This is a genomic window from Polynucleobacter sp. AP-Sanab-80-C2, from assembly GCF_035012965.1.
Classification (GTDB): domain Bacteria; phylum Pseudomonadota; class Gammaproteobacteria; order Burkholderiales; family Burkholderiaceae; genus Polynucleobacter.
Map to the genome: position 1 here is coordinate 454,214 of NZ_JAYGQS010000001.1, position 14,238 is coordinate 468,451.

The following is a 14,238-nucleotide window of genomic DNA, read 5'->3' on the forward strand; positions in this document are numbered from 1 at the left end:
CATATAAAAGCGTCATGCCAATTACTCCACAAGAAGCCCTCCAACGTTGCATCGAACATCGCGAACTCTTCCATGATGAAATGACGGCAATGATGCGCCTCATCATGAGTGGCGAAATGTCACCCGAGCTTGTAGCCGGTCTCTTAGTTGCTCTACGCACTAAAAAAGAAACCGTTGGTGAAATCGCAGCCGCCGCACAAGTGATGCGTGAGTTTGCTACTGCGGTTCATGTAGATGACCGCTCTCATTTAGTTGATGTTGTGGGTACTGGTGGCGATGGAGCCCATACATTCAATATTTCTACTGCAGCAATGTTTGTTGCAGCGGCAGCAGGTGCAAAAATTGCTAAACATGGCAATCGCAGCGTAAGCAGTAAGTCTGGTAGCGCCGATGTATTAGAGGCGCTTGGCGTCAATCTCGCACTTTCCGCAGAGCAAGTGGCAGCATGTATTTCTCAAGCTGGCGCTGGTTTCATGTTTGCACCGAATCATCACCCTGCCATGAAAAATGTTGTACCGATTCGTAAGCAATTGGGTGTGCGCACTATTTTTAATATCCTGGGACCATTAACTAATCCAGCAGATGCTAAACGTATTTTGATGGGTGTATTCCATGCAGATCTCGTTGGTATTCAGGCGCGCGTATTAGAGGCACTCGGCATGGAACATGCTTTAGTAGTGTATGGTCGTGATGGCCTTGATGAAATTTCACTTGAAGGCCCTACTCTTGTAGGCGAGCTTAAAGACGGGCTTGTGCGTGAATATGAAATTCATCCAAAAGACTTTGGATTAAATACCGCTCTCACTAGTAGTTTCAAGGTTGCTAATGCTGAAGAATCCAAGAACATTTTGCTTGATGTCATCGACAATAAGCCTGGTGCAGCAAGTGATATTGTCTGCCTTAATGCAGGCGCCACACTGTATGTAGCTGGCGTTGCCCCTGATATTGCCAGCGGTATTGCAAAAGCTAAAGCTGCCATTACATCAGGCGCTGCCCGACAAAAATTAGATGCCTTCGTTGCAGCAACTCAATCTAAATAAATCACGGTTCATGAGCGATATTCTCGAAAAAATTGTTGCAACTAAAAAGATAGAGATTGCACAAAGCTTAAAACAACTCTCGCTCGCAAATCAACGCGATCAAGCGCAGGCAAACAATCAAGATCCAGCGTTAAAGCCTAGAGGCTTTATTCGCTCCATTGAGCAGAAAATCGCAGCGGGTAAAGCTGGCGTGATCACCGAAATCAAGAAAGCGAGTCCAAGCAAGGGTATTTTGCGTGAGAACTTTATTCCAGCCGAGATTGCTCAGTCCTATGAAAAACATGGTGCGGCCTGCTTATCCGTCTTAACAGATGTCGATTACTTTCAAGGCTGTAATGACTATCTTCAGCAAGCGCGTGATGCTTGCAGCATTCCAGTATTGCGGAAAGATTTCACGATTGATCCCTACCAAGTTTATGAAGCGCGAGCGATTGGTGCGGATGCTATTTTGCTGATTGTGGCTTGTCTTGAGTTAAACCAAATGAAAGAGCTTGAAGCTTGCGCTCATGAATTAGGTCTTGATGTCTTAGTAGAGGTGCATAACGCTGCTGAACTTGATCAAGCGCTGGAACTCAAGACACCATTGCTGGGAATCAATAATCGCAACCTTAAAACATTTGAAGTAACACTACAAACTACTCTCTCGCTCCTACCTTCTATTCCAAGCAATAAAATATTAGTCACTGAATCGGGAATACTGAGTCGCGCAGATGTTCAACTTATGCGTGCCAATCATATAAATGCATTCTTAGTTGGCGAAGCATTTATGCGCTCACCCGATCCTGGCGTCGCCCTCAGCGAGCTGTTTTCCTAGGCTGCTTTTGAATTTCATTGTTAAAAAGCCCTTCAAGAAGGGCTTTTTTATTTAGGGCTCAAACGAGTAATGCGTCAAGATTTATACATTGAACAAGAAGTTCAAGACATCGCCATCTTTTACAACATACTCTTTCCCTTCAGCGCGCATCTTGCCAGCCTCTTTAGCGCCTGACTCACCCTTAAATTGAATGAAGTCATCATAAGCAATAGTTTGCGCCCGAATGAAACCACGCTCAAAATCGGTATGGATCACACCAGCGGCTTGTGGAGCAGTATCGCCTTGGTGAATAGTCCAAGCGCGTACTTCTTTAACACCTGCCGTGAAATAAGTATGTAGACCCAACAATGAATAACCCGCACGGATGACGCGATCTAAGCCCGGCTCTTCCATCCCTAAATCAGCTAAGAACTCCGTTTTATCTGCATCATCTAAATCGGCAATTTCAGCCTCAATTGCTGCACATACAGCCACAACCGGGGCTTTTTCTTTAGAAGCATGTTGCTTGACAGCCTCAAGATGAAGATTATTTTCAAAGCCATCTTCTTTTACGTTGGCTACATACATCGCAGGCTTTGCGGTAATCAAGCAAAGGGGCTTAATGAGGAGTTTTTCGTCATCAGATAAATTCATACTGCGCACCGGTAAAGCAGAGTCTAAATGCGCTTGAACTTTTGTTAGGACTGCCACCAAAGCAGCAGCCTCTTTATCATTACCTGACTTTGCAGCTTTAGTAGAACGATTGAGTGTCTTTTCCACTGTCGCTAAATCAGAGAGTGCTAGCTCGGTGTCAATGACACCAATATCAGCAATCGGATCAATCTTGCCTGCGACGTGGATCACGTTAGGATCTTCAAAACAGCGCACCACATGGGTAATAGCGTCAGTTTCCCGAATATTGGCCAAAAATTGATTGCCAAGACCTTCGCCTTTTGAGGCGCCCGCCACCAATCCTGCAATATCAACAAACTCCACTGCGGCAGGCAGAATGCGCTCAGGCTTCACGATCTCAGCCAAAGCAGCCAGACGGGGGTCAGGAACCTCAACTACGCCTACATTAGGCTCAATCGTGCAGAAAGGATAGTTTTCCGCTGCGATCCCAGCCTTGGTAAGCGCATTAAAGAGGGTAGATTTGCCGACATTAGGCAGGCCGACGATGCCACATTTTAAAGACATGGCTTTATTGTAAAGGGGCTGGTTTCGATATCATCGAGTTATGTCAGAAGCTCACTCAAATCATTTATCTAAGATGCCTTCCCGTTCCCCACAAATTCGCTCTGTTGATGTTGTTGTGGTCGGTGGAGGCATTACTGGCAAGGCTTGTGCCCTTGGCATGGCTCAACTTGGGCTTCAGACCCTAGAAATTGCCCCTGATTTAGGGCAAACCGTCCCTAACCCTCAAGGAAGCCAATGGGGCCAACGAATTTATGCCTTTTCACCGAGCACCCAAAAGCTCCTGGCCCATTTACAGATTTGGGATGCACTAGACCATAGTCGCCTACAAGTGGTCCGCGATATGCGGATATACGGTGATCGCGGTGAAAAAAATGATCAGCTTCATCTTTCTGCATTTGAAGCTGGTACACCACAACTCGCATGGATTGGTGAATCGAATTTGATCGAGCACACACTAGATCAAGCATCGCGTTTTCAAAATAAATTAGAGCGGATTTCAGATACTGTAGAAAAAATTAAAGTTGATATAGAAGGAAGTTCATTACATTTAAAAAATAGCGGCATTGTTCGCGCATCGCTCGTGATCGCTGCTGATGGCGCGAACTCACCGATTCGATCTGAGATTGGTATCAGTGCTAGCGAAGAAAGTTATTCACAAAGTGCTGTTGTAGCCAATTGGACTTGTACTTATCCTCACCTAGAAACTGCTTTTCAGTGGTTCCTACCAGGTGGTGATATTGTTGCCATGCTCCCCTTGCCCAATAAACAAGTATCTATGGTGTGGTCTACTTCACCGGAGCTGGCTGCAGAACTCTTGCAACTGAGTCAATCCCAGTGGTTAGATCGTTTCGCATCCATTGCAAATGGTGCGATTACTAAACAATTGGGCGAGCTCACCCTTAACTCCGCTCCTGCCGCATATCCACTAAGAAAGATTCGTGCCGCTCGCTTTATTGGCCCAGAAACAAATCCAAAAGTGGTATTGATTGGCGATGCGGCTCATGTTATGCACCCACTAGCAGGCCAAGGCCTGAACTTAGGATTGAGAGATGTAGCCGTACTACTCAATATTTTTAGCAAACGGGAATCTTTTCGCTCACTAAGCGACCTGAACTTATTACGTCGCTATGAACGTCAGCGACAAGGCGACACTAGCGCACTTTTATGGGTTACCGATAATTTGAAAAAATTGTTCTCTGGTAGTAGCAGTACTGAAAAGCAGTTACGTAATTGGGGGCTAGGCTTGGTGAATAAAAGTCACTTCATTAAACAGCGCCTCATTGAGCGCGCATTAGGAGAAATTGATTTTGAATAAATTTTTATCTGTAGCCTTATCCATGCTTGCATTCATGTGCACCAGCATGATTTTTTCTGGATCAGTTCAAGCCCAAGTTGATCAGCAAATCAAGGCAGATATCCAGAAAAAACTAGGTGCAAATGCTAAAGTACGCAGCGTTACGTCTGCCCCAGTACCCGGGCTATATGAGGTGCTAGTGGGCAATGATATTTTCTACACTGACAGCTCAGGAAAATACCTGATCCAAGGTGAAATCATTGAGCTCGCTACTGGTAAAAACATTACGGAGCAAAGACAGGCTGACTTAAACCGAATTAAATGGACTGATCTGAATCAAGCCAATGCCTTCAAGGTAGTACGGGGCAATGGCACTCGCCAATTAGCTATTTTTTCAGATCCAAATTGTGGCTATTGCAAGCGCCTCGAGAAATCGTTGCAGCAATTAGATAATGTCACTATTTATACTTATCTCATTCCGATTCTCTCGGCAGACTCCGCACAAAAATCTAAGCAGATATGGTGCTCAGCCGATCCTAATAAAGCTTATATTGATTGGATGGTTAATGGTATTGCGCCTAGCGGGAAAACGGACTGCAGTAGCCCACTAGATAAAAATCTGACCTTTGCTAAAACCTATGGCATCACCGGCACCCCTACGCTCTTCTTTACCGATGGCAGCCGCTTCCCTGGCGCAGTTCAGATTGCCGATATTGAAAAGAAATTTGCGTCTCTGAAATAATTACTTCAAGAATGATGAATAAAACCGATCTGCCAGCAATTCAATACACTGTCTGGCCTGCAGACCCTCATGGCCATCGTTTTCAGGTAAAGCTTCATATTGCTCACCCCGATCCTCAAGGACAAATTCTGCAAATGCCTGCATGGATACCGGGCAGCTATTTGATTCGGGACTTTTCAAAACATATTGAAACCATCGAGGCGTTTAGCGCAGAATCCACTAAGAAAAAAATTACTCTGGAGCGCATTGATAACAATCAATGGCTTTTACCAACAGCGGTTGGTGCCGTAGATATCCTGACAACAGTTTATGCTTTCGATAACTCTGTTCGAGCAGCTTACCTTGATACAGAACGTGCATTCTTCAACGCAACCAGTCTCTGCCTGACAGTCAAGGGGCAAGAAAATATTCCCTGCTCTTTAGCAATCGTCTCGCCTGAAGGTGGATTTGCTGATCACTGGACTGTGCAAACCACTTTGCGATCTGCAAAAACTGATGGGCGTGGTTTTGGGTTTTATCTTGCCCAAAACTATGATGATCTGATTGATCACCCAGTGGCTATGGGCGAGTTTCAGATGGTGCACTGGAAATCAAACAATACGTCTCATAGCATGGCGATTCAAGGATGTATACATCCAATTGATGCAGTACGCCTAGCAAGTGACTTGCAAGCAATTTGCTCTTGCACTATCAATCTTTTCGAGCCCAAAATAAAAAAAGCGCCATTCACTAACTACTTATTTTTAGTCAATGCTGTCTTAAATGCTTATGGTGGTCTTGAGCATCGCAATAGCACCGCACTATTGTGTCGTCGAGATCAAATCCCGCAGAAGAATATTCCCTTAGATGAAGCGAGCTATCGTGAATTCTTAGGCTTATGTAGTCATGAGTATTTCCATGCATGGTTAGTAAAGCGTATTCAGCCGAAGGCTTTCCAACCCTACGCACTAGGAGATAGAAATCACACTCGCCTTCTTTGGTTATTTGAAGGCTTTACTAGCTACTATGATGATCTGCAACTATTCCGTAGCAAACGCATTGATCTAAGCACGTATTTGAAGCTGGTTTCTGATAATTTGAACAGCGTCTTACGTGGACCAGGCAGATTAAAGCAAAGCTTGGCTGATAGCTCATTTGATGCTTGGACCAAGTACTACCAAGCAGATGAGAACACTCCTAACGCCGTTGTGAGCTATTACGGTAAAGGGGCTTTGCTAGCCCTAGGCTTGGATTTACAAATTCGTGCATTCTCCAAGAATAAAAAATCTTTAGACAATCTCATGCGCCTGATTTGGCAAAGACATGGCGTCACGCTGGATGGCATCTCTGAAGATAGTTTAGATGAATTGATAAACGAGCTACTAGGAAGTAACTTTAGAAAAATATGGAGCGACATCAAGTCTCGCTATATTTTTGGTGTCGAAGATATTCCAATTCAAACATGGATTACTTCAAAGCTAGTGTTAGTGAAACCAAAAACACAAACTAAGCTGGAGAAAATAAAGTTGCAGCTAGGTATACGCCACACTGATGTCAATGGCTGGCTTAAAGTCACTCATGTGTTAGATGGTGGTGCAGCACAAGCAGCAGGCTTAGCAGCAGGTGACTTAGTAGCAAGCATCAATGGTCAACGCATCACGAATGCACGCTGGGATAAGGTACTCCAGGGTCTTTCAGAAAACGAGAGCATCAGCATATCGTTTTATCGCGACGATCTCGAACATGAACGTATCTTGGTTCTAGAACCTACTCAGCTCCCAGCACAATATGAGCTGATTTCGGCGACCACTAGCTCCAAACAAAACTAATGCCCTCTTTTTCTAAAGATGATATCCCGCAGGACTGGCGTAAATTATTGGGTGACTATTTCGCTTCACCGGCTTGGAGTAATTTAGAAAAAAATATTCGAGCAGTCTTAGATGCTGATTTTGCAAGTGTCTGCCCTGAGCCACAGAATTTTTTCAAAGCGCTCAAGTTAACCCCATTAAATTCAGTAAAAGTGGTGATTATTGGACAAGATCCCTATCACTCACCCGGGCTTGCTCAAGGGCTTGCATTTTCAATTCCCGAGAGCATTCCAACAAATTCTCGTGTGTTTCCGAGTTCGCTGCGCAATATTAGCAAGGCACTAACACTTGAGGGCTTTGGTAGCCTGCCCAATGGTGACTTACACGCTTGGAGCAAGCAAGGAGTACTGCTGCTCAACACGGCACTCAGCGTTCAATTAGGTAAAGCCGGTAGTCATACTAAGCTCGGATGGCAAAATCTAATTGATCGCTTAATTTCATCGCTTGCTCTAAAAAAGCCATACTTAGTCTGGATGCTTTGGGGAGGACATGCTCAATCTAAGTTACCCCTCATTGAAGCTGGAAAAGATCAGTTGATTTTGCAATCCTCACATCCTTCAGGTCTAGGAGTCTATAAAACCGATAAGCCGTTTTTAGATCCGGGTGGCGCTGGTAGTTGTAATCACTTCACCAAAACCAATGAATGGCTACTAGCAAATAAGCTTGCTCCTATTGAATGGATTCATAGCTCTGCGAAAGCCCCAAGAAAAGGGGGGCAAGTCGATCTATTTAGCGAAAGCGGTATAGATGCACCCAATGGTGCAAGAGGCCAAGATAGCCACAAGCCACTCTAGCATTTGGCCGGATTGAAAAAAACCGGTGTATTGACCCAAGTAAGAGCTTGCTGCCGCTGCAATAAAGCCCATCAATGCAGCCATGAGGAAGCCTAAAGTGTTTGGGCCTCTGGATCGACCAGGGTAAAAAATCCAGGAAGAAGCCCCAGATAAACCCCCAATTAGCAGAAAAGCCAAAAACCCCATTCTTACCTCCAATAATGACATCATCAAATCTATAATCACCATTATGAAGTTGTTGACACTCGGCATCAATCATCACACAGCGCCGGTCGCCATTCGGGAAAAGGTCGCCTTTGATCCTGAATTTCTTCAAGAAGCGTTGCACGATCTTCGCCAGCATTTGCTTGGGGCGAATCAATCCGGCCTGCCCGAAGCCACCATCCTATCAACCTGTAACCGCACCGAGGTCTATTGCGCCGCCAATGATCCTCATGCTGCCGACATTCTTCACGAAGCAACGTTTGATTGGCTAGCCAAAACTCAGCAGCTTGCCCCAAGCAGTCTTGAACCTCATATCTATTCCCTTCCCCAATCCGATGCTGTTCGTCATGCCTTTAGAGTAGCCTGCGGTTTAGATTCGATGGTGATTGGTGAAACCCAAATTTTGGGTCAGATGAAAGATGCTGTCCGTACTGCAAATGATGCTGGTGTTTTGGGCACTTACCTCAATCAGTTATTTCAAAAAACGTTTGCTGTTGCCAAGGAAGTTCGCGGCTCTACTGAAATTGGCGCGCACTCGATTTCTATGGCTGCTGCATCAGTGCGACTTTCAGAGCGGATTTTTGAAAAAATATCTAATCAAAAAGTTTTATTTATTGGCGCTGGTGAAATGATCACATTATGCGCAACCCACTTTGTTGCTCGTAAACCAAAAAATGTAGCTATTGCCAATCGCACCATCGAACGTGGACAAGAATTAGCAGACTCGATTGCTGAACAAGATATCCAAGCTGAATCCTTCAAGCTTTCTGAACTCCCTAGCCGCTTACATGAGTTCGACATTATTGTTTCAAGCACTGCTTCATCTTTGCCTATCATTGGCTTGGGGATGGTAGAAAGTGCTCTCAAGCAGCGCCGCCAAAAGCCTATGGTGATGATTGATTTAGCAGTGCCGCGTGACTTTGAGCCAGAAATTTCTAGACTAGGTGATGTGTATCTTTATACAGTTGATGACTTAGGCGTCATGATTCAAACAGGAGCAAGTTTGCGCCAAGCGGCTGTGAGCCAAGCAGAGGCGATCATTGAAGATCGTGTTGGTAACTTTATGCATTGGATGCAAGGCCGTAATGCCGTTCCTATAATTCAAGATATTCAGCAGCAAGGCGAACGTTTAAGACAACTTGAGTTAGAGCGTGCCATGAAACGCTTAATACGTGGTGATGATCCACAAGAAGTCCTTAATGCAATGGCACAAGGTCTTACCAATAAATTCTTGCATGGCTCACTCCATGCTTTGCAGCACTCAAACGGCGCTGAGCGTGATGCTTTGATTAAATTGTTACCAAAACTATTCGCCTCACATTCCAAACCAGAAGACCATTAGATGAAGCCCAGCATGCGGGCTAAGCTAGATCATCTAGACACGCGCTTAGCCGAACTCAACTCCCTTTTAACGTCCGAAGAAGCAACCAAAGATATGGATGCTTATCGGAAGCTCACGCGTGAGCATTCGGATATTGCAACTGTCGTTGAGCAATTTGGCCTTTACAAACAGGCTGAGGCGGACGCGCAAGCTGCAGAAGAGATGCGCAAAGATCCCGATATGAAGGACTTTGCGGACGAAGAGCAGAAACAAGCTCAATCAACTATGGAAGAGCTTGAGGCAGCACTGCAAAAGCTCTTGTTACCCAAAGACGAAAATGATGAGCGCAATGTGTTCTTAGAGATTCGTGCGGGGACTGGCGGCGATGAAAGTGCTCTATTTGCTGGCGATCTTTTGCGGATGTATACCCGCTTTGCAGAACGTCAAGGCTGGAAAGTGGAAGTAGTCAGTGCAGCTGAATCCGATTTAGGGGGTTATAAAGAGGTTGTCCTGCGCTTGGTAGGTCAATCTGTATACTCGCGTCTGAAATTTGAGTCGGGCGGTCATCGCGTACAACGCGTACCCCAAACAGAGACCCAAGGACGTATTCATACATCAGCTTGCACGGTTGCAGTCATGCCAGAAGCTGATGAACTAGAGGCCGTCAAAATTAATCCTGCCGAATTACGCATCGATACCTTCCGTGCTTCTGGTGCTGGTGGCCAGCACATTAATAAGACGGATTCAGCTGTTCGTATTACTCACCTACCAACAGGCACCGTAGTGGAATGTCAGGACGATCGCAGCCAACACCGCAACCGTGAGCAGGCAATGAAAGTATTGGTTTCACGCATCATGGATGCACGCGAGCGTGAGAAGCATCAGCTCGAAGCGCAAACTAGGAAATCCTTGATTGGCTCAGGCGATCGTAGTGACCGCATTCGGACTTACAACTTTCCACAAGGTCGTATTACCGATCACCGCATTAATCTCACGCTCTACAAAATTGATGCCATGATGGATGGCGATATTAATGATCTTTGCAATGCCCTTGCATCTGAGCATCAAGCAGAATTACTTGCCGCCCTTGGTGACAATTAAGCGATAGCAACACTTTCATGGGTCAAGATTTCAGTCTGCGCTCTTTGTTGGGTGCTTCGCCTCTTCCCCTAAATGAAGCACGCATTCTGATGGCAAATGTGCTGGATAGGTACTACCAACTTCCGCGCTCTGCCCTGCTATCACGTGATGATATGGAGCTGAATGCCAATGCCCTTGAGGACTGGAAAGCACTTGAATTGAGGCGGCTACAAGGTGAACCTATTGCCTATCTCATCGGTAAACGAGGCTTCCACAATATTGAACTACAGGTTGCATCAGGGGTATTGATACCACGACCAGAAACTGAGCTACTAGTAGACATTGGACTTCGTGAGATTGGGCGAATTGAAAATGGGGTTTCCACCCCTAAGTTGCTTGATCTGGGAACGGGTTCTGGCGCGATTGCATTAGCAATTGCTCATGCAGCCCCAGACGCCATCGTTACCGCAACAGATCAATCTCCTGAAGCCCTCGTAATTGCTAAAGCCAATGCAAAGCACTTAGATCTTGAATCTCGGGTGCAATTTGCCCAAGGGAGCTGGTATGTAGCCCTGGTAGATAATACCTTGTTTGACGTCATCTTAAGCAACCCTCCCTACATCGCTAACGAGGATCCCCATCTCACTCAAGGTGATCTGCGTTTTGAACCCATTTCCGCATTAACCGACCATGCCAATGGGCTCACCTGCCTTGAAGCAATCATTCATGGGGCTTCAAACCACTTAAAACCCATGGGTCTGATTGCCGTGGAGCACGGCTTTGATCAGTCAGAGGCGGTGGCCAACCTGATGAAAGATGCAGGATTGCGCGATATTCAAACCCATCAAGATTTGGCTGGTCATAACCGGGCAGTATCAGCACGAAAATGAGACCTTAAATCACCCTTTTTTGCATTAAGTCTTAAAATCAAACCCATAGCAGGCGTCAAACTATCGTTATCGTTTTTATAGAAAGAATTTATGGATACTCAAGCTCAAATCAAAGAAATCGTTACTAGCCATCCCGTTGTTTTGTTTATGAAGGGTACCGCTCAATTTCCGCAGTGCGGCTTCTCTGGTAATGCCATCAATATTCTTCGTGCCAGTGGCGTTGAAACACTTCATACTGTCAATGTATTGGAAGATGCCGGGATTCGCGAAGGCATTAAGCAATTTGCCAATTGGCCAACAATCCCTCAGCTCTATATCAATGGTGAATTCATTGGCGGCTCAGACATCATGTCAGAGATGTTCGAGTCTGGTGAACTTCAAAAATTAGTTAAAGCTTAAATTCGTTTTCCTGGTGACTTTTGATCTAAGTTCCCTTCTACTATTTGGCCTGCCACTCGGATTGTGTGCAGGCCTTTTGGTTTATGTACTAAATTTACGCTCTAGTCTTACTAGAGCTGAACTTCAAGCCAAAACAGAAATTGCTTTAGCTCTCAGCCTAAGAGCTGAACGAGATATAGCATTACAAAACGCCATTCGGCTTGAAGCAGAACTTGACTCAGAACGCAAACAAGGACTTGGACGGATTGAGTCGCTCAATGAAGCTAAAGAAGTACTAACTAGCCAATTCAAAAATTTGGCTAATGAAATCCTGGAAGACAAATCCAAGCGCTTCACAGAACAAAACGCAGCCAGCCTTGATGCTCTTTTAAAACCATTGCAAGCCAAGCTCACGGAATTTAAAGAGCAGGTCAATAACTCTTATGGCAATGAAGCGCGTGAGCGCTTTGCCCTGAAAAGTGAAATTGAGCGCCTAGCAAATCTAAATTTACGCATGTCAGATGAGACGCGCTCTTTGACTCAAGCATTGAAAGGCGACTCCAAGGCTCAGGGTAACTGGGGCGAACTCGTACTCGAATCTATTCTTGAATCATCAGGTCTTCGTAAAGGCGAGGAATATGTAGTTCAAGATAGCCATACACAAAGTGATGGCTCACGTCTTCAACCTGATGTAGTAATTAAACTTCCCGAAGGTAGGAGTTTGGTGGTTGATAGCAAAGTATCGATTACGGCCTATGCCCGCCATGCAGAAACTACCGATGCAGATACTGCAGAGCGAGAACTGGCTACCCATATTCAATCATTACGTCAGCATATCCACGGGTTATCTGGAAAGAATTACAGCTCTCTCTATGGCGCAGGTTCCGTAGATTTTGTACTCATGTTTGTGCCAATTGAACCTGCGTTTTTATTAGCCCTTAAAACTGCTCCAAATTTATATCAGGAGGCGCTTTCTAAAAATATTGTGTTGGTATGTCCAAGCACTTTGATGGCTACTCTGCGAACAGTGGCCCATCTCTGGAGACAGGATCATCAAAATCGCAATGCCCTAGAGATTGCAAAACAATGCGGCAGTCTCTACGACAAGTTTGTAGGATTTGTAGAAGATCTTGAGAAACTCGGTCAGCGATTGGACCAGGCTCAAACTAGCTACCACGATGCCTTTAATAAACTGAAGACTGGCAAAGGTAATTTGATTCGCTCTGCAGAGAGAGTGCGTGAACTGGGGGTTAAACCCAGCAAGAATCTATCCGCCCCTCTAATTGAATCTTCATCAGATTCTGAATAAATTGAACAGTATTAAAAAGATAGAAGAAGTAAGAGGTCCACAGCATTACAGAAAGGTGGCCATTGCCGCTTGTTTTGGGACTTTTTTAGAGTGGTACGACTTTCTCACCTTTGCAACCCTAGCTGTTGCTCTCGGCCCTTTATTTTTTCCTTCTAATGACCCTAATACAGGGCTTCTAGCCAGCCTTGCAACTTTTGGGATTGGGATGGTAGTGAGGCCTATTGGATCAGCCTTATTTGGATCCTTGGGAGATCGCATAGGCCGTAAACCGGTCTTCATGATTACTATCGCTTTAATGGGCCTCGCAACTGTCAGTGTCGGCTTTCTACCCACCTACGCCCAGATTGGTATTTGGGCTCCGATTCTTTTAGTTGGCCTTCGACTCATGCAAGGGCTCTCTGCCGGCGGCGAAATCGGCGGAAGCGCCGTCTACCTCACAGAACACGCTGGCAACGAAAACCGCGGATTTAAAACAAGCTTTTTACAGTTGATGGGACCATTAGGGATTCTTTTGTCTACGCTACAAATAGCCTTCTTGCAGCAATGGCTATCGCCAGAAGAATTTCAGGCATGGGGTTGGCGCGTACCGTTTTGGATTTCGATACTACTGCTACTCATTGCATTTAAAGCACGCATGGCACTGGAGGAGACCCCTGTATTTTTAGAGCTTAGCAAGCATGCTGAAAAAAATGAGTCTCACCTTATGAATAATTTCAAAGATCCAGAAATTCGCAAGAGAATGTTTCTATTATTTTTTTGCATTTCTTCAAGCGGCGCAATTCTGTTCTTTTGTGTACAGGTATACACCGCAATCTTTTTAAAAACATCCGTAAGGCTCAATACCTCACTGGTTGATCAATTGAGCATTTTTGCAACGATGATGCTTTTTCCGCTGACGATATTCGCAGGATGGATATCAGATCGTATTGGGAGAAAACCAGTTGTATTGATTGGCATTTTTCTTGGTGCTATTTTTATACACCCCGCATTTCAACTACTTCAGCACTTTGGCGAAATCTATATTGAAGCGCCCACTTACGATTTACTACTAGTAATGGGAGCCATACTAATGACTCTCTCGCTTGCTCTTGGAATGGTAGCTGGCCCTCAAACAGCTCTACTAGCAGAATTATTTCCAGCAAAAAATCGCAATAGTGCTGCAACACTACCTCATAATTTAGCTGCAGGCTGGATAGGGGGCTTACTGCCACTAATTATTGCTTGGCTAAACCAATCCTGGGGAAATAGCCTAGCAGGGCTATGGTATCCAACCCTTTTTCTTGGGGCAGCTGGAATTGCGGCGTTTTTTTATTTACCAGAAACCAAAAGAATTAATCTATCTAAATAAC

The 14,238-nt window shown here is 45.1% G+C and carries 13 protein-coding genes; 12 read left to right on the forward strand and 1 reads right to left on the reverse strand.

Annotated features, from left to right (window positions below; translation table 11 throughout):
- The first annotated feature begins 14 nt into the window (after positions 1 to 14).
- Together trpD and trpC are read left to right on the forward strand one after the other, a co-directional pair.
- Complete coding sequence (gene trpD, locus VC178_RS02340; RefSeq protein WP_323481499.1) at positions 15 to 1,040, forward strand: anthranilate phosphoribosyltransferase; 1,026 nt, start codon at positions 15 to 17, stop codon at positions 1,038 to 1,040.
- A gap of 10 nt (positions 1,041 to 1,050) precedes the next feature.
- On the forward strand, positions 1,051 to 1,854 hold the full coding sequence (gene trpC / locus VC178_RS02345) for an indole-3-glycerol phosphate synthase TrpC (RefSeq protein ID WP_323481500.1): 804 nt from the start codon (positions 1,051 to 1,053) through the stop codon (positions 1,852 to 1,854).
- A gap of 81 nt (positions 1,855 to 1,935) precedes the next feature.
- Here trpC and ychF read toward each other — a convergent pair whose 3' ends face one another.
- Positions 1,936 to 3,030, reverse strand: a complete 1,095-nt coding sequence (gene ychF, locus VC178_RS02350) for a redox-regulated ATPase YchF (protein ID WP_323481501.1) — start codon at positions 3,028 to 3,030, stop codon at positions 1,936 to 1,938.
- Positions 3,031 to 3,070: 40 nt separating this feature from the next.
- Here ychF and VC178_RS02355 point away from each other — a divergent pair, with 40 nt between their 5' ends.
- The 10 genes from VC178_RS02355 to VC178_RS02400 all read left to right on the forward strand — a co-directional run bounded on the left by VC178_RS02355 (position 3,071) and on the right by VC178_RS02400 (position 14,237).
- Positions 3,071 to 4,345, forward strand: coding sequence for an FAD-dependent monooxygenase (locus VC178_RS02355; protein WP_323481502.1), 1,275 nt, complete (start codon positions 3,071 to 3,073; stop codon positions 4,343 to 4,345).
- Complete coding sequence (locus VC178_RS02360; RefSeq protein ID WP_323481503.1) at positions 4,338 to 5,066, forward strand: DsbC family protein; 729 nt, start codon at positions 4,338 to 4,340, stop codon at positions 5,064 to 5,066. The genes VC178_RS02355 and VC178_RS02360 overlap by 8 nt, the downstream gene beginning before the upstream one ends.
- Before the next feature lie 11 nt (positions 5,067 to 5,077).
- Positions 5,078 to 6,874, forward strand: coding sequence for a M61 family metallopeptidase (locus VC178_RS02365; protein WP_323481504.1), 1,797 nt, complete (start codon positions 5,078 to 5,080; stop codon positions 6,872 to 6,874).
- Positions 6,874 to 7,707 carry a uracil-DNA glycosylase gene (locus VC178_RS02370; RefSeq protein ID WP_323481505.1) on the forward strand — a complete coding sequence of 278 codons (834 nt, stop codon included), beginning with the start codon at positions 6,874 to 6,876 and terminating at the stop codon, positions 7,705 to 7,707. The genes VC178_RS02365 and VC178_RS02370 overlap by 1 nt, the downstream gene beginning before the upstream one ends.
- A 229-nt stretch (positions 7,708 to 7,936) precedes the next feature.
- Positions 7,937 to 9,253: a glutamyl-tRNA reductase gene (gene hemA, locus VC178_RS02375; protein ID WP_215296164.1), complete on the forward strand. Its 1,317-nt coding sequence runs from the start codon at positions 7,937 to 7,939 to the stop codon at positions 9,251 to 9,253.
- A complete protein-coding gene (gene prfA / locus VC178_RS02380) occupies positions 9,254 to 10,333 on the forward strand; it encodes a peptide chain release factor 1 (protein ID WP_215296163.1) in 1,080 nt (359 codons plus the stop codon).
- A gap of 17 nt (positions 10,334 to 10,350) precedes the next feature.
- Complete coding sequence (gene prmC / locus VC178_RS02385) at positions 10,351 to 11,202, forward strand: peptide chain release factor N(5)-glutamine methyltransferase (RefSeq protein WP_323481506.1); 852 nt, start codon at positions 10,351 to 10,353, stop codon at positions 11,200 to 11,202.
- 90 nt (positions 11,203 to 11,292) lie between these two features.
- A complete protein-coding gene (grxD, locus tag VC178_RS02390) occupies positions 11,293 to 11,601 on the forward strand; it encodes a Grx4 family monothiol glutaredoxin (RefSeq protein ID WP_215296161.1) in 309 nt (102 codons plus the stop codon).
- Positions 11,602 to 11,614: 13 nt separating this feature from the next.
- Entirely contained in the window at positions 11,615 to 12,889 is a 1,275-nt protein-coding gene (locus VC178_RS02395) for a DNA recombination protein RmuC (protein WP_323481507.1), read from the forward strand.
- A gap of 1 nt (position 12,890) precedes the next feature.
- Positions 12,891 to 14,237 (forward strand): MFS transporter, encoded by a 1,347-nt coding sequence (locus VC178_RS02400; protein ID WP_323481508.1) that lies wholly within the window; start codon positions 12,891 to 12,893, stop codon positions 14,235 to 14,237.
- Position 14,238: the final 1 nt, after the last annotated feature.

Bases quoted from the DNA above. Each gene is read 5' to 3' on its own strand.
- trpD (WP_323481499.1), top strand. From the start codon at position 15: ATGCCAATTACTCCACAAGAAGCCCTCCAACGTTGCATCGAACATCGC.
- trpC (WP_323481500.1), top strand. From the start codon at position 1,051: ATGAGCGATATTCTCGAAAAAATTGTTGCAACTAAAAAGATAGAGATT.
- ychF (WP_323481501.1), bottom strand. From the start codon at position 3,030: ATGTCTTTAAAATGTGGCATCGTCGGCCTGCCTAATGTCGGCAAATCT.
- VC178_RS02355 (WP_323481502.1), top strand. From the start codon at position 3,071: ATGTCAGAAGCTCACTCAAATCATTTATCTAAGATGCCTTCCCGTTCC.
- VC178_RS02365 (WP_323481504.1), top strand. From the start codon at position 5,078: ATGATGAATAAAACCGATCTGCCAGCAATTCAATACACTGTCTGGCCT.
- VC178_RS02370 (WP_323481505.1), top strand. From the start codon at position 6,874: ATGCCCTCTTTTTCTAAAGATGATATCCCGCAGGACTGGCGTAAATTA.
- hemA (WP_215296164.1), top strand. From the start codon at position 7,937: ATGAAGTTGTTGACACTCGGCATCAATCATCACACAGCGCCGGTCGCC.
- prfA (WP_215296163.1), top strand. From the start codon at position 9,254: ATGAAGCCCAGCATGCGGGCTAAGCTAGATCATCTAGACACGCGCTTA.
- prmC (WP_323481506.1), top strand. From the start codon at position 10,351: ATGGGTCAAGATTTCAGTCTGCGCTCTTTGTTGGGTGCTTCGCCTCTT.
- grxD (WP_215296161.1), top strand. From the start codon at position 11,293: ATGGATACTCAAGCTCAAATCAAAGAAATCGTTACTAGCCATCCCGTT.